Source organism: Lacrimispora sp. YZC11, assembly GCF_057543815.1.
This window is the reverse complement of record NZ_BAAJYQ010000002.1, coordinates 43648-69290: the sequence shown is the minus strand read 5'-3', so window position 1 is coordinate 69290 and position 25643 is coordinate 43648. Positions and strand designations below refer to the sequence as shown.

23 protein-coding genes, 1 pseudogene and 1 other annotated feature are annotated in these 25643 nt (G+C 45.7%); of the genes and pseudogenes, 2 read left to right on the top strand and 22 right to left on the bottom strand.

The features are described from left to right. Positions 1 to 49: 49 nt before the first annotated feature. Positions 50 to 937, top strand: a complete 888-nt coding sequence (locus tag AC27IJ_RS00315) for a putative ABC transporter permease (protein ID WP_312445015.1) — start codon at positions 50 to 52, stop codon at positions 935 to 937. A gap of 64 nt (positions 938 to 1001) precedes the next feature. On the opposite strand, the gene AC27IJ_RS00310 is transcribed toward AC27IJ_RS00315, so the two are convergent. The 7 genes from AC27IJ_RS00310 to AC27IJ_RS00280 all read right to left on the bottom strand — a co-directional run bounded on the left by AC27IJ_RS00310 (position 1002) and on the right by AC27IJ_RS00280 (position 9772). After that, positions 1002 to 2738, bottom strand: a complete 1737-nt coding sequence (locus AC27IJ_RS00310) for a phospho-sugar mutase (protein ID WP_312504314.1) — start codon at positions 2736 to 2738, stop codon at positions 1002 to 1004. Positions 2739 to 2900: 162 nt separating this feature from the next. Continuing rightward, positions 2901 to 3881 carry a spore coat protein CotS gene (locus AC27IJ_RS00305; RefSeq protein ID WP_312445019.1) on the bottom strand — a complete coding sequence of 327 codons (981 nt, stop codon included), beginning with the start codon at positions 3879 to 3881 and terminating at the stop codon, positions 2901 to 2903. A 93-nt stretch (positions 3882 to 3974) separates the two neighbouring features. After that, on the bottom strand, positions 3975 to 5192 hold the full coding sequence (locus AC27IJ_RS00300) for a CCA tRNA nucleotidyltransferase (RefSeq protein WP_487147299.1): 1218 nt from the start codon (positions 5190 to 5192) through the stop codon (positions 3975 to 3977). A gap of 38 nt (positions 5193 to 5230) precedes the next feature. After that, positions 5231 to 6664, bottom strand: a complete 1434-nt coding sequence (gene proS, locus AC27IJ_RS00295) for a proline--tRNA ligase (RefSeq protein ID WP_312445020.1) — start codon at positions 6662 to 6664, stop codon at positions 5231 to 5233. A gap of 152 nt (positions 6665 to 6816) precedes the next feature. Next, positions 6817 to 7024, bottom strand: a binding site (T-box leader). Between the two features lie 95 nt (positions 7025 to 7119). Then, positions 7120 to 8223 (bottom strand): AI-2E family transporter, encoded by a 1104-nt coding sequence (locus tag AC27IJ_RS00290; protein WP_312445021.1) that lies wholly within the window; start codon positions 8221 to 8223, stop codon positions 7120 to 7122. Between the two features lie 100 nt (positions 8224 to 8323). After that, positions 8324 to 9025 (bottom strand): RluA family pseudouridine synthase, encoded by a 702-nt coding sequence (locus AC27IJ_RS00285; RefSeq protein WP_312445022.1) that lies wholly within the window; start codon positions 9023 to 9025, stop codon positions 8324 to 8326. Positions 9026 to 9034: 9 nt separating this feature from the next. Then, positions 9035 to 9772, bottom strand: coding sequence for a nitroreductase family protein (locus AC27IJ_RS00280; RefSeq protein WP_312445023.1), 738 nt, complete (start codon positions 9770 to 9772; stop codon positions 9035 to 9037). 205 nt (positions 9773 to 9977) lie between these two features. On the opposite strand from AC27IJ_RS00280, the gene trhA reads away from it, so the two are divergent. After that, entirely contained in the window at positions 9978 to 10625 is a 648-nt protein-coding gene (trhA, locus tag AC27IJ_RS00275; RefSeq protein ID WP_312445026.1) for a PAQR family membrane homeostasis protein TrhA, read from the top strand. Between the two features lie 48 nt (positions 10626 to 10673). Here the strand turns inward: trhA and AC27IJ_RS00270 are convergent, their stop codons facing one another. The 15 genes and pseudogenes from AC27IJ_RS00270 to AC27IJ_RS00200 all read right to left on the bottom strand — a co-directional run bounded on the left by AC27IJ_RS00270 (position 10674) and on the right by AC27IJ_RS00200 (position 25642). Then, the gene (locus tag AC27IJ_RS00270; protein ID WP_312445028.1) at positions 10674 to 10919 is read right to left on the bottom strand and encodes a GIY-YIG nuclease family protein; all 246 of its coding nucleotides are present in this window, start codon (positions 10917 to 10919) and stop codon (positions 10674 to 10676) included. Positions 10920 to 11233: 314 nt separating this feature from the next. Further along, the gene (locus tag AC27IJ_RS00265; RefSeq protein ID WP_312445029.1) at positions 11234 to 12805 is read right to left on the bottom strand and encodes a DUF3794 and LysM peptidoglycan-binding domain-containing protein; all 1572 of its coding nucleotides are present in this window, start codon (positions 12803 to 12805) and stop codon (positions 11234 to 11236) included. A 121-nt stretch (positions 12806 to 12926) separates the two neighbouring features. After that, entirely contained in the window at positions 12927 to 13625 is a 699-nt protein-coding gene (gene cysE / locus AC27IJ_RS00260; protein ID WP_312445031.1) for a serine O-acetyltransferase, read from the bottom strand. A gap of 151 nt (positions 13626 to 13776) precedes the next feature. Next, entirely contained in the window at positions 13777 to 14181 is a 405-nt protein-coding gene (locus AC27IJ_RS00255) for a protease complex subunit PrcB family protein (protein ID WP_312445054.1), read from the bottom strand. Positions 14182 to 14274: 93 nt separating this feature from the next. Further along, a complete protein-coding gene (locus tag AC27IJ_RS00250) occupies positions 14275 to 15135 on the bottom strand; it encodes an AraC family transcriptional regulator (RefSeq protein ID WP_312445033.1) in 861 nt (286 codons plus the stop codon). A gap of 86 nt (positions 15136 to 15221) precedes the next feature. Next, positions 15222 to 16103, bottom strand: a complete 882-nt coding sequence (gene aguB, locus AC27IJ_RS00245) for an N-carbamoylputrescine amidase (RefSeq protein ID WP_312445035.1) — start codon at positions 16101 to 16103, stop codon at positions 15222 to 15224. An 87-nt stretch (positions 16104 to 16190) separates the two neighbouring features. Continuing rightward, entirely contained in the window at positions 16191 to 17285 is a 1095-nt protein-coding gene (aguA, locus tag AC27IJ_RS00240) for an agmatine deiminase (protein WP_312504316.1), read from the bottom strand. A gap of 41 nt (positions 17286 to 17326) precedes the next feature. Next, entirely contained in the window at positions 17327 to 18448 is a 1122-nt protein-coding gene (gene nspC / locus AC27IJ_RS00235) for a carboxynorspermidine decarboxylase (RefSeq protein WP_312445056.1), read from the bottom strand. Positions 18449 to 18456: 8 nt separating this feature from the next. Next, positions 18457 to 19725, bottom strand: coding sequence for a saccharopine dehydrogenase family protein (locus tag AC27IJ_RS00230; protein WP_313154929.1), 1269 nt, complete (start codon positions 19723 to 19725; stop codon positions 18457 to 18459). Further along, a complete protein-coding gene (speE, locus tag AC27IJ_RS00225) occupies positions 19722 to 20579 on the bottom strand; it encodes a polyamine aminopropyltransferase (RefSeq protein ID WP_312445040.1) in 858 nt (285 codons plus the stop codon). Before speE ends, AC27IJ_RS00230 begins: the two co-directional genes overlap by 4 nt. 21 nt (positions 20580 to 20600) lie before the next feature. Continuing rightward, a complete protein-coding gene (locus AC27IJ_RS00220) occupies positions 20601 to 22058 on the bottom strand; it encodes an aminotransferase class I/II-fold pyridoxal phosphate-dependent enzyme (protein WP_313154927.1) in 1458 nt (485 codons plus the stop codon). Between the two features lie 540 nt (positions 22059 to 22598). Beyond that, a pseudogene (locus AC27IJ_RS00215) lies at positions 22599 to 22769 on the bottom strand (sporulation transcriptional regulator SpoIIID); the annotation flags it as partial. Next, a complete protein-coding gene (locus tag AC27IJ_RS00210) occupies positions 22756 to 24300 on the bottom strand; it encodes a recombinase family protein (protein ID WP_487147239.1) in 1545 nt (514 codons plus the stop codon). The gene AC27IJ_RS00210 and the pseudogene AC27IJ_RS00215, both read right to left, overlap by 14 nt. A gap of 81 nt (positions 24301 to 24381) precedes the next feature. Beyond that, positions 24382 to 24507, bottom strand: coding sequence for a hypothetical protein (locus tag AC27IJ_RS00205; protein WP_487147238.1), 126 nt, complete (start codon positions 24505 to 24507; stop codon positions 24382 to 24384). A gap of 88 nt (positions 24508 to 24595) precedes the next feature. After that, positions 24596 to 25642 carry an ATP-binding protein gene (locus tag AC27IJ_RS00200; RefSeq protein WP_487147237.1) on the bottom strand — a complete coding sequence of 349 codons (1047 nt, stop codon included), beginning with the start codon at positions 25640 to 25642 and terminating at the stop codon, positions 24596 to 24598. Between the last annotated feature and the right edge of the window lies 1 nt (position 25643).

Below are 25643 nucleotides of genomic sequence, written 5' to 3'. Positions count from 1 at the left end.
AACGTTTATGATAAACCCAACAAGAAATTTCTAGGGAAGGGTTATGTCTATGTACTTGTATACTTGGTATCAATGGCTGCTGTTTTTCTTCATATATTGCTTTATCGGATGGATCATCGAATCCACTTATGTTTCCGTAAGAAGCCTTCATTTAGTGAACCGCGGTTTTCTCAGACTTCCCCTTCTTCCCCTCTACGGAAGCGGGGCAATTATTATGCTGTGGCTGTCCCTGCCTGTAAAGGGCAATCTGTTCCTGGTGTTTCTTTTTGGCATGGCTGGCGCTTCCGCTCTGGAATACGTGACCGGTTATTTCATGGAGCGCCTGTTTAAGATGAAATACTGGGATTACAGCAACAATCCCTTTAATTTAAACGGATATGTCTGTCTTACCAACTCCATTGCCTGGGGATTTCTTACCCTTTTGCTGACGGAAGTTATTCACCGGCCTTTAGAATGGCTGGTCCTTCGCCTGAACGGGACGGCGTGCATCCTCCTTGTGACTGCGGTCGGCATCGTTTTTGTCGCCGATGCCATACGCTCCACCAAGGAGGCATTAGATCTTGGACGAATCCTGGAATCCATGACAAAATTAAAGTCAGAGCTGGAGGAAGTGCAAGTGCAGATCGCTCTGTTAAAAGCGGAAACTGCCCAAAAGATGTCCGATATAAAAACCGAGACCATGCAGAAGGCTGCCAGCTTTAAAGACGAAACCATGGTAAAGATTTCTTCTTTGAAGGCCGAGACTGCCATCGCTTTAAAAGAATCCACTTTGGTAGAACGCCTTCAGTCTCTGACGGAAACCAAAGAAAAGCTGACCGGACGCCTGACCTCTTACCGAAAGGGCATCCTCCGCCGGAACCCTACCGCTTCATCCCGGATGTTCGGGGAAGCCTTAAGGGAATTAAAGGAATATTCCAAAAAATACAAAAAGTCATAGCATACAAATATAAAGACGGAGCCTGGTCAAAAGCCAGGCCCCGTCTTTATTCTATCTAAAATCCCTACATCATCTTATCCACCATAGCCATGACAGCCTCTCCAAGTCTTGCGGACCGCTCATCCGCATCAGCCATGGAATCACCCTTAACGCCATAGTAAAATTTAATTTTCGGTTCCGTTCCAGAAGGCCTTACACACAGCCATGCATCCTCAGTTAAGTCGTAATAAAGTACATCGGACTGGGGAAGCCCGGTAGGTTTGGTTTCTCCGGTACTCATATCCTTCACGGTGTCAAGCTTATAATCCCTTGCAGAAAGGACGTTATACCCGCCAACAGCCGTTGGGGTCTCCTTGCGCATGGTCTCCATGATCGCCCGGATCTTTTCCTGGCCCTCAATGCCCTTTAAGCCGATGGCTTTTACTGCATCTTTATAATAGCCGTATTTCTCATACATGGCAATCATGGCATCCCACAAGGTCATGCCCTTTGTCTTATAATAAGCCGCGGCCTCACACAAGGCGGCTGTTGCGGAAATGGCATCCTTATCTCGGGCATAGGTTCCGATCAGACAGCCGTAGCTTTCTTCCAAACCAAACATATAGGTTCCGTATCCGGTGGCCTCTTCCTTTAAAATCTGCTGGCCGATGTATTTAAAGCCGGTTAAAACCTCAATAAGCTCACAGCCATAAGCCTTGGCTACCGCATCCACCAGATTGGTGGTAACAATGGATTTGATAACCTGTCCATCTGCGGGGATCGCCCCTCTTTCCTTCTTCTGGCTCAATACATACTCGCACAGAAGAGAACCGGACATGTTGCCGGTCAAGGGGATGTACCCGCCGGATTTCTCATCCTTTACATACACCCCAAGACGGTCAGCATCCGGGTCCGTTGCCAGAACCAGATCCGCATCCTTTTCCTTTGCAAGGGCAAGGCCCAGTTCAAAAGCTTCCTCGGCCTCTGGATTGGGATAGCTGACTGTGGGAAATTCCCCATCCGGCAGTTCCTGTTCAGGAACCACATATACATGGGTAAATCCGATTTCCTTTAACGCTCTTCTTGCGGGAAGATTGCCTGTACCATGGAGAGGGGAATAAACAATTTTAATATCATCCTGCATCTGGTCAATGGCACCCTGGTTTACTACCTGGGCCTTTACGTGAGCTATGTATTTATCATCCAGAGCAGTTCCGATGATTTCATATTTTCCTGATTCCTTCGCAGCTTCCACAGTAGTCGTCTTAACCGTTGAAATATCCGTGATATTTAAAACCTCTGCAGTCACCCCTTTATCATGAGGCGGAGTAAACTGGGCACCATCCTCCCAGTACACCTTGTATCCGTTATATTCCGGAGGGTTATGGCTGGCCGTAATATTGATGCCGGCAATACAGCCTAACTCTCTTACAGCAAAAGAAAGCTCCGGCGTCGGACGCAAAGATTCGAATTTATATGCTTTTATCCCATTGGCAGCCAACGTAAGCGCCGCTTCCTCTGCAAACTCCGGAGACATATGCCTGGAGTCATAGGCAATAGCCACGCCCTTGTCGGCACCGCCCTGGCTTATGATATAATTTGCAAGGCCCTGGGTCGCTTTTCTCACTACATAGATATTCATCCGGTTTATTCCAGCGCCGATAATGCCTCTTAAGCCGGCGGTTCCAAATTCCAGATCCTGATAGAAACGCTCCTTAATCTCATTCTCATCATCAGCGATCCTCCGGAGTTCTTCCTTTGTCGCCTCGTCAAAATATGGATTTAAAAGCCATTCCTCATAAATACTCCTGTAATCTTTCATAAGCAAAATACTCCTTTCCCTCCTTTTCTGTTATGGTTATTATAAATCATAACATGGTAAAAGAAAAGCGTATTTCCATTATTTCGTATCCTGATTGAATCAACTGGATATACAGGCATATCCGCTTGATTCATAATTTCCAGATTGAAAGACGCTTTTCCTTCAACTTTGAATTCGTGACAGGAAAAGATTCCGCATGGGCTGCTGAATCTCTAAATCCTTTAGCTTTTCAATATTCCGTGCGGGAATCCAGGCTTTGTTGGCATTATAATAAAAGTTGATCTGCTTCCAGTATTTTTCAGGATATAAAAACAAATAATAAAGGCATATCCTGTCTGCATCCGAAAGAGGGAGAATCTTTGTATAGGTTTCCAGCATGGCCATACCAAGCTTCAAATTCCAGTCATGTTTTTCCATGGCCTTGCGCATGAAATGATACAGGTCTTCCATCTGCAGCCCCAAGTGCATGCGGTTGAATTCTACGATAGCCACATCATGAAAGCACATCAGGACGTGGTGCTGATTCAGATCCCCATGACACAAATACACCTCTTCGTTCTCCCGGTTTTCATAAAAGCCTGCCATCCCTTTGCAGGCATCCATGGCCTGTTCGAAAAATACATCATAATTCCCCATGACACATAGCTCAAACTCAGACTTTTTTCTTTTATTCCGGATAAACGTGCGTGCACGCACCAGCTCCCTGTTGTGGCGTTCCATTTCCTCAGCCGGCTGTTGTACCAAAATGGATCCCAGATTCCATTCCTCTCTAAAATCGATCCGCCGCAGCACTTTATGTAAAGAAGCAATTTGTTCGATGGCACATAATACCTCTTTGCTATCCTTTAAATTACATTCCCGGTCCGAATACCAGTCTTTAACGATCCACCGGGTTCCATCCTCGGCACTGGAGAGAAGTTCACCATCTTTATTCCTGACGTAACGATCCACTTTTAAGCGGCAGGATTCTTTCATCTGTGAAAATACCTGATCTTCAAATTCCAGGCGCTTTAAGGTTCCTTTATATTCCCGAAGCAGTTTAAGCCCCTGATTTGTCTCACACAGCCAGGCGCCCCGGCCGCGTTTCACATCCAGAATTTCAAGCTCATACTGCGAAAGCACCTCTGTGTATTTCTCGTTCACAACCACCCCTCCAACTCTTAGCTAATCAGCTACTTCTAGGGTATGAAGAGGTGGAAAAAAATATGCAAAATCCGGTAGAAAGTTATACGTGCCTTATCCTTGTTCCTTTAATAAATGTTCGGCTGATTTCATCAAATATTCCCTGTTATTGCATTCCGGCTGTTCCAGGACCATCTGGAAGAGATAGTTTAAGACTGCTCCCATCTCAGGCCCCGGCTTCATGCCCGCATCGATCAATTCCCTGCCCGTAACGGCCATGTCCTTTAAGCGGACACACTCCCCATCCCTTAAGATTTCCTCCGAATACTGCTCAACCATTTTTAACCGGGTATTATCTGGTGGTTGGAAGAATACCTTCTGGAAGCACAGAAGATCCTTAAAAAGCTCCGGGGAAAGACCGCTCATGACCTGCCTGATGGCCGGCTTATGAACGGGGATCTCCGTTTTCCACAGGCTGACCAGGGTCTTTGTCTGTTGGATGGTCTCATTATCCAGCTTTAACTCCCTAAGGATCCTTACCGCATCCTCAGGTTCCTCCTGCCTTAAAAAGCCAGACCAGCGCATGTGTTTTTTAAGTGGCAGCCCGACGATTCTCTCCGCTTCAAAAAGCCGCTTTCCTGCAGCCTCAAAATGCTCTGAAATATAAGGGCCGATCCCGTTTTCATATACATCCTTAAGCCTTCCGGGATGATCGGAAAGGAGGAGCTTCGTGAGCTCCACCTGGATCCGTTCCTTACTGACCTTAGCCATGTTGGGGGCGATGACAGAAATTGCCGCCCTTGTCTCCCCTTCCATGTCAAAGTCCAGCTGGGCGGAAAAACGGATGGCCCTGAGAATTCTTAAAGCATCCTCAGTAAACCGGTCCAGGGCGTTTCCCACGCAGCGGATGACCCGGCTCTCCAAATCCTTTACCCCGTCAAATGCATCCACCAGCCCCTCCCGGTCGCTGTATGCCATGGCATTAATGGTAAAATCCCGGCGTTTTAAGTCCTCCAGCAAGCTTCCCGTAAATTCCACGGATTTCGGATGGCGTCCATCCTCATACTCTCCGTCTATGCGGTAAGTGGTCACTTCATATCCTTCATGGTCAATAAGTACCGTAACCGTGCCGTGCTGGATTCCCGTATCAACCGTTCTATTAAAAATTTCCTTTACTTGTTCCGGCTTCGCTGAGGTCGTGATATCCCAGTCTTCCGGCTGCCGGCCTAACAGACTGTCTCTCACGCAGCCTCCCACCACATAGGCTTCAAAGCCGCTGGTATTCAGTTGTTCGATGATCTTCCTTGCCGCCTCCGGAACCTGAATCTTTATCACTTCTTTTACCTCCTGGTTTTTCTGTCCTGCTGTTTTTAATAAGCTCTGCCCCAGTAAACCATTTTTACCGCGGGCTTTCCGCAGCATACGCAGGTATCGGCCAGTGTTTCCTGCTTAAAGGGCATACAACGGGATGTTGCTCCTGTAATCTCCTTGATTTTATCCTCGCATTCCTGGGAACCGCACCACATGGCTTTTACAAAGCCCGGCTTTTCCTCCACAGTTTTAACAAAGGTATCCATATCCGTTGCCTCATACGTATGGCTGTCCCGGTGAATTCTGGCTCGTTCCAGCATATCCTTCTGAATGGCTTCCAGAAGCTCGCCTACCTTTGCATTTAACTCATCTAAGGATACCGTGATCTTCTCATGGGTATCACGGCGTACCAAAACTGCCTGGTTTTCTGAAATATCTCTCGGACCGATTTCCACACGAACCGGAATGCCCCGCATCTCTGATTCGCTGAACTTCCAGCCCGGGCTCTTATCGGAATCGTCAACCTTTACTTTATAATTAGAAAGAACTTCTTTTAACTCATAAGCTTTATCAAGAACGCCTTCCTTCTGCTGCTGAACGGGTACGATGATCACCTGGGTCGGAGCGATCCTTGGAGGAAGTACAAGACCGCTGTCGTCGCCATGAACCATGATGATAGCGCCTATCATCCTGGTGGTCATGCCCCATGAGGTCTGATGTACATACTGGAGCTTATTTTCCTTATCAGAATACTGGATCTCAAAGGCCTTTGCAAATCCGTTTCCAAAGTTATGGCTGGTTCCTGACTGAAGCGCCTTACCGTCATGCATCAAAGCCTCAATGGTATATGTTGCCTCTGCTCCCGCAAATTTCTCCTTATCGGTCTTCTGGCCCCGGATAACAGGCATTGCAAGGACTTCCTCACAGAAATCCGCATATAAATGAAGCATCTGCTCTGTTCTCTCTTCCGCCTCTTCAGCCGTTGCATGAGCTGTATGGCCTTCCTGCCATAAAAACTCTCTGGAACGTAAAAACGGCCTTGTGGTCTTCTCCCAGCGTACCACAGAACACCACTGATTATAAAGCTTCGGTAAATCCCGGTAGGACTGGATCTCTCTGGAATAAAAATCACAGAACAGGGTTTCAGAAGTAGGCCTTACGCAAAGCCTTTCCTGCAGCGGCTCCAAACCTCCGTGGGTTACCCAGGCAACCTCAGGAGCAAATCCCGCTACATGGTCCTTCTCCTTTTGAAGAAGACTCTCCGGAATAAACATAGGCATGTAAACATTTTCAACCCCTGTTTCCTTAAACCGTCTGTCAAGCTCGCTCTGAATGTTTTCCCAAATGGCATACCCCGCCGGTTTAATGGCCATGCAGCCTTTTACGCTGGAATAATCAATTAACTCCGCTTTCTTTACAACGTCTGTGTACCACTGGGCGAAATCCACATCCATGGATGTGATCGCTTCTACTAATTTCTTGTCCTTTGCCATAACAAATCTCCTTTCATCTCCTTGTCCACGCTCTTTGGACATCAAGGGAAACCCGTAGGATGTTTCTTCTTCCCCTTCCATATTTATGGGCAAGGGGGATACCTACAGAACGGGTGTTTTCATAAAATTAAAAAGAGCCATTCGTTCCCTATAAAAGGGACCGAACAGCTCGGCGGTGCCACCCAATTTAGCCATGGGTAATGCCATGACTCACTTTTTATCCGTTAACGCAGGAACTGCGCCGCAGTTTGCTGCGGGACTCCGAGGTAGGTTGGGTCATGAGGGGTATAAAGGCCTTCCAGCAATCGGCCTTCTCTCTGGGATACATCATCACCTACTGGTCCTCTTCAACGTCTTATTGCTTCATTATAAAAAAGATTGTATGGTTGATTTTACGTTATTTGCAAATGTTTGTCAAGAGGGTCCGGCGTTGTCTGCCAAATTATGAAATTATCTCATTCCTCTGGATCTGCCGTTTCCTTTCCGTCATGATAGCACCAGAACTCATACACCTCCACAATATCTTCCACAATCAATAATCCGATCGGACCTAGTATAAATCCTAAAAGCCCGAAGAGCTGAAGCCCTACGTACATGGAAGCAAGGGTTTCCAAAGGTGTAAGGCCGACCTTTCCTCCCATGATCTTGGCCTCCAGGATCTCTCTTAAAAAATAACAGATCACGTAAATGACGATCAGCCCGATTCCATATTTCCAGTTTTTATCGATCATGGAGAAAAGGGCCCACGGAATGAACACCGTACCGGTGCCGAAAATCGGAAGTGCATCCAAAAGCCCGATCCCGATTCCAAATAAAATAAAATAGGGATTTCCCAGGAAAAACAACCCTATGGAACACACCACCATGGTAAACAGCATGATAGCCCCCTGAGTCTTTAGCCAGGCGCTTCCAACCGTCGCAAGCCGTCTCCCCAGCATGGCATATTCAAAGCAGAACATGGAATTGTCCCGCCTTTGCCGGATGTCATCCATTTCCTGAAGGGACAGTACCGTGGCAATAAGCAATATGATGATGATTACCGTTGCCTGGACAATCCATTTCATAATGGTCATAGAATTCAACATAAGAAAGGGCATGATCCTGCTTTTTATGGCAGTTTGTCCTCCCGCTATAATATCTCTTACTATTTCTACCGCATATCCGTCAGGCAGCTTTAAAAACCGTTCCGCAAAGGAACAGTTATCCATGAGCCAATGGTCCATGCCTTCCAGGATGGCTGGAAGATTTTGAAGCAAAAGCCTGGCTTCCAAAAACAACTTTCTTCCCCCCACATAAAGAAGGACTCCAAAGGCAATCATGAAAAGTATGACCTCAATACCGCCGATGACAGCCAGGGGAATGGATATCACCTTTCCTTTTACAATAAAGCGGGTCTTTTTCTCTATCCAAAGGGCCGAAGGCCGAAGGGAGAGGGCAAATACATATGCAATCAAAAAGGGAATTACGAGGGGCAGCAGATAGCGAAAACATAAATACACTGCCCCTGTAACTCCCAATATTAATAATGTTTTCTTCAGTTTCCTGCTCGGTTTCACCATGGACTCACCTGTTTCTGATTTGTACTTCTTTTGTACAATCACTATTATGAGCCGTATGGAAAGAAAATATGCGAAATTTGTTTAGTAAAAAATTCCTTCTTTATGCCATTTCCGGCAATGAAAACATCTCAAAGATTTCTCCCTTGGGCTTCACTGAAAAATTCATCCATTTCTTTGTGACCGGATGGGAAAAAGATAAGCTGTAAGCAAACAATGCTACATTTCCGCTGGCAGCTCCTCTATGAACATTGGGATTATACTTCCGGTCGCCCCACAGGGGTGTGCCGTGACCCGCCATCTGCACCCGGATCTGATGGTGGCGTCCGGTTTTTAACGTGATCTTTACCAGACTGCATTCCTCATTCCCTATGTTTCTGTTTTCCACAACCTGATAATGGAGCTCTGCGAGTTTTGCACCTTTTATCCCCTTATCCACAATTTTAGAACAATTATTTTTTCCATCCTTCCACAAATAATCCACGTAGGCACCAAAGTTTTCCACAGGTTTTCCACAAACCACTGCATAATAGATTTTCTCCATTTGATGCTGGGATACCTGCCTGCTTAAAGACTCTGCGGCTCCTTTGGTTTTTGCATACACCATGACGCCTCCAACCGGCTTATCCAGTCTGTGGATAACTCCCACATAAGGCTCCCCTTGCTTTGGGGATAACGTGTTGATATGTTTCTTTACCTCACTGACCATATCCGGGTCAAAGGACCTTGCGGATTGGGATTCTATTCCAACTGGTTTTTCCACCACCAGTATCTCTTCATCTTCGTATAATATGTTAAGATCCATATCTGCGCTTTACTCCTCTTTTTTCCATGCAGCCATCATAGCCTCCACGGACCGGCTCATCTCAGCGCTGAAATCGGAATTCCATTTGCGTTTGCAAAAAGCCTTTACCCAGCGCTCAAAATCCTCTTCTCTGCCCTGGACCTTTATTAGCTCCTGGGAAAATTCCCCGGGACTTAAACGGCGGTAGGAATTCTCAAACACCACAGCCTCAGGCTTAAGCCTTTCCGGTTTTTTCCTCTCCTGCTGCTGCATGGACGGATATCCAAAGACCACCATTGCCGCTGGTACCGCATACTTTGGAAGACCGAATAAGTCTCTGTGGGTTTCATACTGCTCCATAATATCCCCAATGTAGCAGGAACCAATGCCCAGGGATTCTGCTGCCACAACCGCATTCTGGGCTGCGATAAGGGCATCATCACAGGCCAGCAAAAGATCTCCCATTCCGGGTTGGCGGACCTCTTCTTCATAATGGCAGAACAGCTCATACCATCTCTGGTAATCTGCAACAAAAACCAGCACCAAAGGCGCCTTTGCGATAAATGGCTGGTTATCGCAGGTCATTGATAAGGTTTCCTTCCGCTCCTGGTCCGTCACATCAATGATGGAATACAGGGTCATGTTTCCGGCCGTAGGCGCCTGAAGAGCCGCTTCTATAATAGCCGCCTTTTTCTCCGGTTCAATAGCCCGGTCCTCATATACCCGGACAGATTTTCTTTCCATAAGTTCTTTAATCGTCTGATTCATAGGGCGGTTATACCTTCCTTTTTATAAATTTCATTTTTATCTATTCATTATATTTTATTATTCCAATTATGGCAAACCCCTTTTTATCATTTATCTTTAAAAAACAGTTGCATTTTTTTCCCCAAGAGTGTATAGTAAGTAAAAATACAATACATAGTATTGATTACTATGTTAAAAGCTTTTACTTTCTACAAGGAGGGTTTCCATGAAAATTAAGATTAAAGATCCGGTCAGTGCCATCACTCATTTTATCGCCATGGTACTGGCGCTTATTGCCGCAACACCACTGCTTCTTAAGGCTTCTTCCGACGGAAGGCTCCATCTGGCCGCCTTAACGGTTTTTATCATCAGTATGGTCTTTCTCTACGCGGCCAGCACCATCTACCATACTCTTGATATCTCACCGAAAATCAACCGACTGCTGAAAAAGATAGATCATATGATGATTTTCATCCTGATTGCAGGAACGTACACGCCAATCTGCCTGATCGTTCTGGGAGATAAGACCGGCTGGAGCCTGCTGTCTCTGGTTTGGGGCATTGCCATTTCGGGAATTGTCATAAAAGCCTGCTTTATTATGTGCCCCAAATGGTTTTCGTCCAGTCTCTACATTGCCATGGGCTGGGTATGCGTTCTGGCATTCTCCAAGATTACGGAGACCCTTTCTCCTGCCGGGTTTCTCTGGCTGCTTGCCGGAGGCATCATCTATACCATAGGCGGCATCATCTATGCCTTAAAGCTTCCTCTTTTCAATGCCAGGCATAAAAGCTTTGGATCCCATGAGATCTTCCACCTCTTTGTCATGGGCGGAAGCTTATGCCATTATATTTTGATGTACCACTTTGTTGCATAACGCCGGAAAACCGTCAGTCCCGCACACTCGCGGCCTTGACGGTTTTTCTTATACTATTTCTCCCATCAGTTTTAACTTGTCCTTCCTGGTAAGCTTTTTAATGGCGGCTTCCCTCCGCATAGCCTCTTCCTTTGTGGAAAACTCCTCCCAGTAGGCCAGAACCACAGGTCTGCGGGCTTTTGTGTATTTGGCTCCTTTTCCCTGGTTGTGGGCTATTAAACGTTTCTCTAAATGGTTTGTCCAGCCGCAGTATAGGGTATTATCTGCACATCTTAAAATATAGGTATAGTTCATGTTCTTTATTCTCCGGTATAGGGAAATTCAGGGTATGTAAACGGTAATAACGCCTTGCAATCACGTCACTACCGTCCAGGGTAACCTGTCATCTATCTTAAGCACCAGCTGGATGCGTTTAGGCGCCGTCGATGGTTGAAGCTATAGCTCAGCTATAGTATATTATATAACAGGGCAAGCTGATATGTGAATAGTAATCTTTATCATTCCCTATTTTAAAAAAATCATTCAAAAGTGTAAACAAATGTGCCAGGCAAAAGAAACTCCTTCTGCCTGGCACTTCAATGAAAGAAATGCTTGACTAAAAAAGTAAATTATGCCAATTCCTTTACAAGAATCAGCCGGTCGCCCGGTCTTACGGATTTATCCGTCAATCCGTTGGTCGCTATGATGGTATCAATGGTCGTATGGAATTTTTTGGCAACATTCCAGAGGGAATCCCCAGGCTGCACGATATATCCCACGATTCCTGGAAGCTTCTGTAATCTATTTAAATCCATAGGCGCTTCCGACGCATTTGTGATGATCTGCTCGCGGACCGGCTGCAGGGCCAGTAAGTCAAGGGAAATGGTCGCTTTTACTTCAATGGTTCCTCCGCCCATCATAACGGCACTAAGCTGCTCTAAGCCTGAATTCAGCTGACAAACCGTCTGCTCATTGATTCCCGGAGCCTCAATCATGAAATGGAAGGGGATATCCTCCACAGTGGACTGAATGGGCTGTGCATCGTCAGAGGCCATATAAAGGATCTGTACCTCTAAAACACCCTCCACATGAAGTCCGTCCTCCTTGATTTCCGTGTCATCGATTTTAACAGTTCCTTCACTGTGACATATCTGAAGGACCCGGTCCGCCTGATCGAGGCTGACCTTTTCTACAATCTTGCACCTGCTCATATTTTTCGTCAGGATCTTATCAAAATAGGCTTCCTCTGTCTGCAGCGTCAGCTCCCGGTTGGTGGAATATAAGTCGCTGAGCAGTTCCATATTTTCTTCCCTGTATAGCTTCATATCCAGCTCTAGAACCGAATCCACATCCATTTCCCGCATCTCGCCGTCAGAATCAGGCTTTGCCTCTATATCCTTATGGATTATATGGACTGTAACCAAAGGAACCATATCCTCGGTCATATCCGGAACATCCAATTCCCCTGAAAACGGAATGCTTTCCTCCACCCACTGGATTGGAGCGCCTTCCCCTTCTCCCTGATAAATGACAAATACCATAAGTTCCCCGTCAAGCATCATCTTTCCATCCATGGGTCTGATGGAGACACCTCTTAACTTCATTTCAGTCCATAAAATATGGTCAATGTTTGGCTTGTTCCCTGACAGGGTAATGGTATCCTTGATCCGGAACGTATCCTTGTGGCGGAGGACAATGGATGCCACATCCATATTGCGGCGGAGGGTTTCCACCACAGGTACATCTGATGCCGGGCCTCCCGTGTCCACTTCCACGGCAGGGTTTATATCGCAGGCAGTTTCCACTTTCACCTTAAGCGATACAATTGCCTTTACGCTCAGCTTCCTGGAATTAATGATCCCAGCGTTTAAATCCTCAAGCTCCCACCCCAGCTGGACATAATCTTTTTCATCCAGTCCGGGCACATTGATGGGTTCCTCAAAGTTAATACTTCCTGAAAGGGTCTGAAGCCCTCCATCCGCTCCCCGGTAGAGAATCATAAAGTCCAGCTTGCCCCGGACCACGACACGCTCTGTCTGGGCTTTTACGGAATCAATGGTAATGTCGCCGGAACTTAAAATAATCTGATCCACATCATCCATACTGTCCGGGACGATGAAGTCATCGTCAAGAGTTATCTGAGATGCGGCATATCCTTTCCAACGATTCATATGTATGTTTTTCTTCACCAGCTCCAACATAAAAAAGCACCTGCCTTACCTTCTTTATTCCTTTAAGAAAGTTTATGCAGGTGCATGTTTCATTATACTTTTTTTGTTATCATTCCCGGACTTCCTGAAATACTAGAGAATTTTAGCCCTTCTATTCCTCAATTTTCTTCTCCAAAGGTGCCTCCGCCTGATCAGAATGCTCTTTTTCCCGGTAGGAAGACAGCTCAGTCTGCAGCTTAGACAGCGTTTCTTCCAATTCCTTGACCCGCTCCTCCATCTTGCAGTAGTGATCCATGGTCACCAGATTGCTCTCCTTCTTGGGAAGGGGCACACCATCTATCTTAATCGGGCGGGCGGGAATTCCGACCGCTGTCACGTTGCTCTCCAATTGCTTTAAAAGCACGGCATTGGCCGCTATGGTACAATTATCTCCTACCTCGAAGGACCCCAGAATCTTAGCCCCTGCTCCCACGGTCACATTATTTCCAAGAGTGGGATGGCGCTTTCCCTTATTAAGTCCCACGCCGCCTAAAGTCACTCCCTGGTAAATAGTACAATTATCCCCCACCACCGTAGTTTCTCCGATCACCACTCCGCTGCCATGGTCAATTAAAATCCCATGCCCCAGCTGCGCGCCGGGATGGATCTCGATCAGTGTGAAAAATCTGGCCAGCTGGGAAATAAACCTGGCTAAAAAAAACATCTTATGCTGGTAAAACCAGTGGGCAAAACGATGCCAGATCAAAGCATGAACTCCCTGATAGAGCAAAAGCACTTCAAGCTTGCTTCTGGCCGCCGGATCCCGCTCTTTTACTGCCGTAATATCAAGCCATATATCCTTTAATATCATATTACTCTTCCTCTTCTCCTTATTGCCTTTTCCTATTTGAAGTAGTATATCATATGACAGCCTAAGAAAAAAGGGGAATTTACGTTTTATCGCTCACAAAAACAGCCGTTCCGCTTTTACTATCAGCGAAACGGCTATTTCATTCTTCCTTCTACTGAAACACCACCGGAAGCTCCGACATCTCCGTCCTAATGACGATAAATGGATAAGAGGCTTCCGACCCTGTAACCTCGCCCTTCTCCGGCCCGATCAGTTCCGTATCCAGGACAATGGAGTTATCTGTCAGATAAAGATCATTTACTGCGATGCTATATCCCCCGCTTGCCTGCTTTCCGTGGCCAACCACTATGTAAAGGTTCTTATCATCGCTGTAGGTCAGCTTAAAGGGCGACTGCTGCTTCTCAGCAATGATCTGTCTAAGTTCCTGCGGAATATCCGCGTCAGCTACCACGGTAAATTCCAGATCCCGCACCTTATCACCATTATCCTTGTTTAAAGTACACCCGCTCAAGGTACGTACCACCAGTACCCACATGGCCAGGCCGAAAAAAATCATCCATTTTCTGCTTAACAGTCTCTTCATAGCACACTCCCCAACTTATTTATTATTACTATATATATGGGAAGATAACGGGTTTTATGAAGGGATTTACGCCTTTTTATGGACCGGGATCCAAATTTCGCTCCTATATTCCTCTGAAGTGATATCCCCCTCAGAATACCATTCCAGCTGTGGTCCGTCCGCCATCTCATAACCGGAGGATGGAAACCACTCCGTAAAGATCCGCTTCCAAACCTTCTGCTGTCCCTCCGGCATACTTCCCACGCATTCAAAAATCACGTATTTGCCGGCCGGTACCACCAGTTCAGCCATATCTTCCGGTATCTCCTGATTGGAACCGGTCGCAATGTAGTAATCGAATCCCTTATCATCAGAATTGGCGCACACTCCCATGAAAAGCAGATCCTTATTGTCATTAAACTTCAGCATTTCCTCGCACCTGCTCTGGTTGTAGAACTCATTCCAGAACTTCGGGATCCTTTTAAAATTCTCTCCAGTATCCATGGTCATTCTTTCCTTAATTCCTACCAGCCGGAATTCTCCCAAATCTTTTACGCAATAATTCATAGCCTCCGCTCCTTTTATGGTTATTTCAAAGGAGATGCGGGGATAAGATTTGATCTTCCTTCCAGATTTTCTCACCTCGCTGGGATTCATTCCGTGGACGGCATAAAATGCCCTGGCAAAAGAAACCGGAGACTCGTATCCATACTTTAAGGCAACGTCAATGATCTTCTCACCTGTTGTCAGAAGCTCCATCGCCGCCATGGAAAGCCGCCTTCTTCTGATATAATCCGCCAGAGACACATCTGCCATAAAAGAAAACATCCGCTGGAAATTAAAGCTGGAACAGCAGGCCCGTCTGGCCACTTCCTCCAGATGAATCTCTCCGTTCAAATTGTTTTCAATGTAATCCAGTGCCCCGTTCATTTTATCCAGCCAATCCACTCTCTTACCTCCCGCTCTCTTTGATAGCCTCAGTATAATATAGCTTAAGGACATTATCGCAACTTTCCCTGCACAAAAAAGTGAGTTTAAGATTTACCTGTGATTTTCCCGTACATTTCCGGCCTGCGGTCGCGGAAAAGCCCCCAGTTTCTCCTGTCAGTCATCATCTGATCCAGATCAAAGGAAGCGCATATTACGCCTTCTTCCTCCCGGCCCATAGAAGCTATGACAGCCCCGGTATTGTCCGTAATAAAGGAGGAGCCATAAAATTTAAGAGAAGAGCTTTGATTCCCGTTTGACATACAGGGAACAACTGATTCTATCCCAATCCGGTTAGCCGCTATAACTGGAATGATATTGGCAGCAGCATGCCCCTGCATGCAGCGCCTCCAGTGCTCCATGCTGTCACATTCCAGGATGGGCTCGCTTCCAATGGCAGTAGGGTATAAGATAAGCTCCGCCCCCTGTAACCCTAAGCACCTTGCTGTTTCCGGAAACCACTGGTCCCAGCAGATCCCTACGCCTATTTTCCCGTACATGGTATCAAATACCCGAAAGCCGGTGTCCCCGGGAGTGAAATAAAATTTCTCCTGGTAGTAATGGTCATCGGGGATATGGGTTTTCCGGTATATCCCAAGATTTGCTCCGTCCCCGTCAAGGACTGCCACCGAATTAAACATGGTATTTCCTGACCGCTCATAAAAGCTGACGGGAAGAACCACTTTAAGTTCGGCCGCAATCCCGGCGAAATGCTTAACCGCCTGGTTCTCCTCTGCCGGTTCTGCATATTCATAAAAGTCATAACGCCTCTCCTGGCAGAAGTATTGCCGTTCAAACAGCTCCGGAAGGAGAATGATCTTTGCCCCCTCCCCTGCTGCCTGCCTAACCAGTCTTTCCGCATTTGCAATATTCTTTTTAACATCATCGCAGCAGCTCATCTGAACTGCCGCCACGGTTACCTCTCTCATGAAATTCTCCTCCCGGTATCGTTTTTATAGGGCGGACAAGATATCCAGCGGAGTCCGGCCCGCCAATCTATGAATGGCATGGCCGGACTACAACGGAATTTGTTGTGTAATGCAGTGAATGTTTCCGCCTCCCACAATAATATCTCTTGCATACACCGGATAGATTCTTCTCTCAGGAAAGCACTCCCCTAATATCCGTACTGCCTCTGAATCATGGACATCCCCAAATTGAGGAACAATCACCCCTCCATTGGATATGTAAAAATTCACATAACTGGCAGCCAGGCGCTCTCCGGTCTCCCTCTCATCCTCTCCCGGCTCAAAGGAAAAGCCTGAAAGCTCCTCTTTCGTAATGCAGACCGGTTCCTTAGGTATGGGAAGCTTGTGGATCTTAAAATGTCTTCCCTCTGCATCCGTTTCCTGTTCCAGTATCCTTAAATCAGCCAGGGACATTAAATACTGTGGATCAGCTTTATCATCCGTCCAGGCCAATACCACTTCCCCCGGACGGATAAACGCGCAGACATTATCCACATGCTCATTGGTTTCATCCTGATAGATGCCTGCTTTCAGCCAGATAATCTTTACAGCCCCAAGATAGTCTTTCAGCTGTTCTTCAATCTGGAGTTTAGAAAGAGACGGATTACGCCCGGCGCTTAAAAGACAGGTTTCCGTCACTAAAATCGTGCCTTGCCCATCGGAATGAACGGAACCTCCCTCCAGGACAAGATGGCCTGCATCATAAACCGGATAGCCGAACCGTTCACAGAAACGCCCTGCAAGAAGGTCATCCTTTTGCCAGTCAGGATACAGACCGTCAAAGGTTCCTCCCCAGGCATTAAACCGCCAGTCGATCCCCCTGGCCTTACGTTCCTTATTGACCACAAAGGTTGGCCCCACATCTCTTGCCCATGCGTCATCGGATTCCATGACAACCACCTGGATCCGGTCCGAAAGCATTTCTCCGGCGCTTTCCTTCACATCCGGCTCCGCCAGCATGATCACCTGCTCGCTGTCTGCAATGGCCTCCGCGATTTCGGCAAAGGCCTTCCTGGCCTTCCCTGCCCCAAAGGGCCAGGATCCGGGCCGCTTGGGCCAGATCATGATACAGCCCCAATGAGGCTCAAATTCTCCCGGCATGTAAAATCCATCCGCCGCCGGGAGGCTTTTTAATTTTTCCATAGTTTGTCTCCTAATGAATCAAGAGGATATGCTTATATCTCTTACGACAACCGGTTCTTAAAATCCTCATAGCCGAACCTTTTTATGACATGGCAGTCTCCCCCTTTATCCATTATGGCAATGGCAGGAAGAGGCATCCCGTTAAAGGTGTTGTTCTTCACCATAGAATAAATGGCCATATCCATAAAATACAGCTTGTCTCCAGGTTTTATTTCCCTGTCAAAGGAATAATCCCCGATCACATCCCCCGCCAGACAGGTACAGGAAGACAGCCGGTAGGTAAAAGCCTTTTCTCCCGGTTTCCCGCTGTCCTTTAAGGGCGGCCGGTACGGCATCTCCAGCACATCCGGCATATGGCAGGCTGCGGAAGCATCAAGGATCAGGGTCTTTATCCCATTTTCCACCACATCCATAACCTCTGTCACCAGGTACCCGGCATTCAGAGCTACCGCCTCCCCAGGTTCCAGATAAACCTGAAGCCCATATCTTTCCTGCATTCTCTTAATGCAGGCTTCCAGCAGCCCGATGTCATAATCCTCCCTGGTGATATGATGTCCTCCGCCCATGTTCAGCCAGGAGAGTTCTTTTAAATACTTCCCGAATTTTTCCTCCACCGCATCCAGGGTCCTTTTTAAATCATCGGAATTCTGCTCACACAAAGTGTGGAAATGGAGCCCTGATATCCAGGGCAGCCACTCATCCTTAAAATAATCAATGGGAACGCCAAGTCTTGAGCCGGGGGCGCAGGGGTCATAGATTTCATGGCCCTCCTGGGTGGAGCACTGGGGATTGATCCTGATACCGGCGCTTACCCCGTCTAACGTATCCTTATACTTCTCCAGCTGGGAAAAAGAGTTAAATATAATGTGATCGCAGATCTTCACCAGCTCTTTAAAGTCCTCTTCCTTATAAGCAGGGGCAAAAACATGGTTTTCAAGCCCCATCTCCTCCCTTCCCAGCCTGGCTTCATAAAGCCCGCTGGCCGTAGTTCCATCCAGATACTTACCGATAAGAGGGTACTCTGCAAAACAGGAAAACGCCTTCTGGGCCAGCAGGATCCTGCACCCGGTATGATCCTTTACCTGCTTTAAGATTTTTAAATTTTTCTCCAGTCTTTCCTCGTCAATCACATAACAGGGAGTTTTCAGCTCTTCAATCCTCATCTGTTTCCCTATCTCCATACCGTAACAGTTTCCGGGTCCTCACATACCACCCATGGAAGCCCCCATTTGTTTAAAGCCTCCATATAGGGATCCGGATCAAACTCTTCCACATTATATACTCCTGGCTTCTTCCACTGGCCGGTTATTACCATCAGACTTCCGATCATAGCCGGAACTCCTGTGGTATAGGAAATCGCCTGGGATTCCACCTCTTTAAAGCATTCCTCATGATCGCATACATTGTAGATGTATATGGTCTTTTCCTTTCCATCCTTTACTCCTGTAAAGATACAGCCAATATTGGTCTTACCTTTGGTTCTAGGACCAAGGGAAGCCGGATCCGGAAGCAGGGCTTTTAAAAACTGGATGGGCACGATCTCCTGTCCGTTAAACTCCACGGGGGAGGTGGAAAGCAGACCTACGTTTTCCAGGCACTTCATATGGGTCAAATAACTCTGCCCAAAGGTCATAAAGAAACGGATCCTCTTTACCCCCGGAATGTTCTTTGCCAGAGATTCGATCTCCTCATGGTGAAGCAGGTACATGTCCTTTTCCCCTACCTCAGGGAAATTGTATTTGGATTTGATCTCCATTGGTTCTGTCTCGATCCAGCGGCCATCTTCCCAATAGGAACCGTTAGAGGATACTTCCCTTAAGTTAATTTCAGGGTTAAAGTTGGTTGCAAAGGGATACCCATGATCCCCTCCGTTACAGTCTAAAATGTCAATGGTATGGATTTCATCAAAATAGTGCTTTAAGGCATAAGCAGAAAATACGCTGGTCACTCCAGGGTCGAATCCACTTCCAAGCAATGCGGTGATACCTGCCTTCTCAAAACGCTCCTTGTAATCCCACTGCCAGGAATAATCAAAAAGGGCGGTAAATTTAAGGCTCTCACAACGCTTCTCATAGATAGCTCTCCACTCCTGATCATCGGTATTCTCAGGCTCAAAGTTAGCGGTATCAATGTAATCAACCCCTGTTGCAAGACATGCATCCATGATGGTTAAATCCTGGTAGGGAAGAGCCACATTTAACACGGCATCCGGCTTGTAATCCTTTATGAGGGTGATCACCTCTTCCACATGATCCGCATCAACCTTAGCAGTCTCAATCCTTGTTTTTGTTGTACCCGCAAGCTTATCCCTTAAGGCATCGCATTTCTCCTTTGTCCTGCTCGCGATACAGATGTCAGTAAACACCTCACTGTTGTGACAGCATTTCCGGATTGCCACAGAGGCAACCCCTCCACAACCGATAATCAATAATCTGCTCATTCTTTTTCCTCCTCTTTCAGTAAATCTTCCACGTATTTAGGCAGCATGAAAGCACCCGTATGAAGATTCGTTGTATAATACCAGGTTTCAATTTTTAACTGATTCCATAGTTCTGGCTTAAAATCATTGATGGGATGATATTTTTTCGAAGCAAACCCAAACAGCCAGTAGCCCGACGGGCAGGTGGGAATATGGGCCTGATAAACCCGGCTTATAGGGAAGGAGCGGAACACCTTCCGGTGCATGCTCCTGCACGCCGCCTCATCCTCATCGTAAAAAGGACTTCCATGCTGATAGACCATAATGCCGTCGCTTCGCAGCGCCTTATAGCAGCTGCCGTAAAATTCCTTGGTAAAAAGCCCTTCCGTATGTCCGAAAGGATCCGTGGAATCATTGATGATAAGGTCATATTCCTCTTTTTTGCTTCTTAAGAAGCGGAGTCCGTCATCGTAATAGACCTTGACCCTGGGATCAAAAAGACCGCAGGATACCTCGGGAAAAATATCCCGGCACACGTCTACAAACAGCTTATCCGTCTCAACCACATCTATGGACTGAATGAACGGGTATTGCAAAAGCTCCTTGGCCACCCCTCCGTCGCCTCCGCCAATGATCAGTACATCCCTTACATTGGGATGAACCGCCATAGGAACATGGGTCACCATTTCATCGTAAATAAATTCATCTTTTTCTGAAAAAACAATATCTCCATCCAAAGATACAAACTTTCCAAATTCCTGGGATTCGAACACGTCAATTCTCTGGTATTCACTTTCACCGGAAAAAAGCTGTTTATCGATCCGAACAGAAAGCTTTACATTGGAAGTGTGAAATTTCGAAAACCATATCTCCATCTTTTCTTACCTCTCCCCTTCTTAGGCCCGCTCCGTTAATACCATCAGCCGTTCTACCGCCGGATCCTCGGTTCCCTGCATGGAACAGCCTATTTCCCTGGCATAAATGATGTACTCCACGACCTCTTCCGTAATCATCTCTCCCGGCGCCAGGATGGGAATTCCCGGAGGATAGCACATGACAAACTCGCCGCTTATCCTTCCCGCGGATTCTCCTACCGGTACGGAAACCTTTTGGGAATAAAATGCTTTTTGAGGCGATACCGCCACTTTAGGTGCTATGTATTCTCCTGACAGCATTCCCGTCCGGTCCTTTTTATAAAGGCGTTCAATATCCGCCAATGCTCCCACCAGACGTTCAATATCCTGAATCCGGTCACCGATGGAAATGTAAGCAAGAAGGTTGCAGATGTCCCCGAATTCAATCTGAATATCGTATTCATCCCGAAGGAGGTCATAAACCTCAATTCCTGCCAACCCATTTCCCAGGGTATAGACGGAAAGCTTTGTCACATCGTAATCAAAAATACTGGTTCCATTGATCAGATCCCTTCCGTAAGCATAGTAACCGCCGATGGAATTGATCTCCCCCCTGGCATATTCCGCCATTTCCACCACCTTTGCAAAGGACTCTTCCCCCCGCAGAGCCAAGTTCCTTCTGGATATATCAAGGCTTGACAAAAGCAGGTAAGAGGCACTGGTGGTCTGGGTTAAATTTATGATCTGACGCACATAATCCCCGTTCACTCCCTTGTTTAAAAGGAGAAGGGAGCTTTGTGTTAAGCTTCCTCCTGACTTGTGCATGGAGACCGCTGCCATATCCGCACCCGCTTCCATAGCGGAAACCGGAAGACCCTTTCCAAAATAAAGATGGGTTCCATGGGCTTCATCAGCCAGGACCTTCATCCCATGTGCATGGGCCAGCCGGACAATAGAGCGGATGTCAGAACAGATTCCGTAATAAGTGGGATTGTTAACAAATACCGCCACTGCATCGGGATTTTCCATTATTGCCTTTTCCACCTGGCTGATTTCCATGCCAAGGGAAATGCCCAGCATGCTGTTCACTTCTGGGTTTACATAAATCGGAACCGCTCCGCATAATACCAGAGCATTTAATGCGCTTCTATGGACATTTCTTGGAAGAATGATCTTATCCCCTGCCTTGCAGACAGACAGGATCATGCTCTGCACTGCCGACGTGGTTCCTCCCACCATTAAAAAGGCGTCTGCCGCCCCAAAAGCCTCTGCCGTTAGCCGTTCTGCATCCCGGATCACAGAAACCGGATGGCATAAATTATCAAGAGGCTTCATGGAATTTACATCAAGTCCGACGCACCTTTCCCCCAAGAGGCGGGCAAGCTCCGGATTTCCCCTTCCCCGTTTATGGCCCGGCACATCAAAGGGAACTACCCTCTTTTTTTGAAATATTTCAAGAGCTTCATAAATAGGCGCCCTCATCTGATCTTCTTTGTTCATATGGCTCTTACCTCTCCTTGTCACGGGAATATCGCACCCTCTTTTGTCGCTGAAACGTAAGTGGCGCCTTATAGGCGCAGATTTTTTTCATAGCAAAAAGGCAGGTGATTATCCATCACCTGCCTGCAATTACATGAATGATATTTCCAGTAAGGGCATTTTGCCCGTCTTTTATTCATGATAATTATCGTTTTCGAGTCTACATAGCAAATATGTTGTCCCTGCTATTATTGATCGTTTCACAAGTGATGTGCAATTGCACGGATTATAAAGTAATCAACTTATAAAATTTGAGCTTTTAACTCAATCAATAATGTGGTTTCCCACGCTCGGCAGCTGACCCGCCTGTCCGTCTGGGCTTAACTTCTTACGAAGTGGTCAATATTTGCATGAAAACGATAATGTCTCTTCATACCGGGGTAAAGAATAACATATTTTACAGCTTCATGTCAATAAAAAATTTAATTTTTTCTTGAAAACAGCCACTGATGGGAATCTGTATCATTCCCACCAGCGGCTGTTTTTCAGTTTTTTGTCCTATCAATTCTTTTTGCTGCACATCTGTAGGCGATGCTGGTATTTTTCTTTGGTGGCAAGGCCGCCTCGTATATGACGCTCGGATTTGTTAATATCAAGGATCACCCTGGCCCGGGCTGCCAGGGATGGATTAATGTGTTCCAGACGGTCCGTAACATCTTTATGTACTGCTGTCGCAAATTGGAATGGTGGTTCCCAGGCGTATTTCACTTATCGGTTTCATGATGACGTCTACCTTCCCATCCCGATCTACTTCAATCCGATCTATAACCTGTTTTAGCATTTCATTGGTGATAGTGTCCGCAGATAAAATATCTTCCATATTCCTAAACAGCGTATTCAAAAGCTTTTCTATCTTCTCATCTGTAACGGATTCTTCCTGCAAGCATTGAATCCGCTCCTTTATCTGGAAAATCTGTTGGTTCATCTCTTCTGATTTTTCTTTCAGCTCGTCCATAGTTATTATATCATTGACATACATATCTTTCAATCGGGAAAGTTTATTTTGAAGCCTTTGCTCTTCTTTGAAAAGTTCTTTCAACGAAACCTGTCCACCAGAACTAGAAGCACATATTTTCCTATACTCATTCTGGGTTTTTTCAATAATTACTTTTTTATCTTTCTGCCATAGAAGCAAATAATTTCTGATTTCAGCCAGTAGCTCCCCTTCATTTATTTTTACTGCATTGTCACACGCATCCATTCCGTCTCCGTTCCGGCTACTGCACACCCAACGGATATAGGTATTTACATAAGTTCGCTCTAATCTTCGGAAGGAACGACCGCAATGCTTACATTTAATCATAGTACTGAATATATATCGATTGCTTTGACGGCTTCTGTTCACGCAAAACATATCACGCCTGTTAGCAATAAGTTTCTGTGCCTGCTTATACAACTCGTCCGAAATAATTCTCAAAGCTTCATTTTTTGTTATGAACCAATCCTCCTTTTCGTTTTTTACTCTCTGATTACTGTATATCTCCTTTGTGGACTCTCTGCCATTAATGACTTGTCCAATATAAATCCGATTTTTGATAATCCTTGTGACAGCATTCTGTGTCCATAAACACCCACGTTTTGTCCGGGAACCTTCACTATTTAAATCCTTTGCTATGGAAAGACACCCATCTCCATCATATACATAACGTTCAAAAATACGTCTTACTATTCTTGCTTCCTCTTCATTAATATGAAGGTTAAAAAGTTCACCAGCTTCCTTGTCATAACCGAAAACCAGATTTGGAACCTTTCCATTCTGCATATTCTGTCGTTTTCCAAACTTAACACGTTTCGATGTATTAACGGATTCTTCCTGCGCCATTGCTGACATAATCGTGAACATTAATTCTGAGCCTGTTTCCAGAATACCTTGATTATTAACAAAAACAATGTTAATGTTAAGACTCTTTAATAACCGGACACTTTCAAGAGAATCCAAGGTATTACGGGCGAACCTTGATATATCTTTTACAAACAATACATCAAACCTATCATTTTTTGCATCCTCCAACATTTGCAGAAATGCTTTTCTGCTACGTTTTTTTGTGCCTGTTATCCCTTCGTCCGCATAAATCTGAACCAGTTCATAACCACTTTCTTCCATATAAGTACGGAAATACTCTCGCTGTGCACCCAAGCTATTAATCTGATCTTCCTTGTCTGTAGATACACGGCAATATGCTACTGCTCTTTCTTTCCTCATTTCGATTCACCTCAATATTTTCCAAAAATTTAATGTGCATAAAGGGGAGGCAATTACCGCCTCCCCCTAATTTAGTCTATTTCATTTAAGCTGTATGTATCTTTTTGTATGTATCTTTTTTAAAGCTAGCAATACCAATAGCTCCGTTACAATACGCTCTTTGTCTTCATCTACATTAGGGTCAACAAAATGTACCTGAATTGCCATGAATCCTACCTCCTTTTTGAGCACGTCCATCTCCTCATGTTCCATGGTATGACTTCTATAATATAATTATGCATACAGCTTTTATACCTTAAACATTAACTTTCAAGGGCCTATTATAAGCAGTCTCATCTACTACCAGTGATCCCACTGCTACACATTCCCCCACTTTCAATGTTTTCAAGACCATTTGCCAATCTTTATACCTTGCCGCATGAATCAACTTTGCAATTATAGATGACTCTCCTTCCGAAGGCATGAAATATAATTGCTGTCCTGTCTGCAACAGGCATTGCGCCGCTCTGCTCCTGGTATTTCCTCCCAGCGACTGCGTAATTAAGATCAAATGCAGACCAAGTTTCCTGCCTTCGGCTAAAATCCTATCAATAATACCACTCCTTCCAAGATTTAAATTTTGGCATTCGTCGCAAAAAAGATATAACCCTTCTTTCAAAAATAGTCCTGTATTGGCTAGACGCCATATATATGTCAACAGAATTTCTGCTATCAATGCCTGCGTTGTCTCTGTAAATTTCGATAAACGTATGACATTAATCTTATTATTTTCTATAAAACCAGTTCCGTGACGGAATACATTTTTATTGAGGATATACCGCATTTTATCCTGGACGTTTGCCGCAACTTCCGAATCTACCATGTAAAGCGCTTCATTTAAAGCAGAAATACCCTGATTCCCATAAACATTCTCTTCCGCCACATACTGTAACGCCCTAAACAAATCTTCTTTCTGCCTGCATTTTAACTTCATGGAGCCAGTCAGTATATCGGTAATCGATGTGACAACATCCAATTCATCCTCCATAGTGCCATCCGCATAATTCAATGGAGTAAATAATGGAAAAGAAATTCCTGATGAATAGGCATCTGTTTCATTCATCATACTTTCAATATCTGTTCTAATTGGTGAAAAAATGTGATCTGGGTCAAACAACCAGTGCATATCAAATACAACTGCTGTTCCTCCACTCTCGATAATGCTTTTGATGATTTTCTGACCTGCAACAGATTTACCCGAACCTGATTTGCCACAGATCGAGATATGCTGATTGCTGCTTCTTGCTAAGTCAAAAGCTACATCCCCATTTTTGCTTCCTCCAATTTTTATAAACTTTTCCATA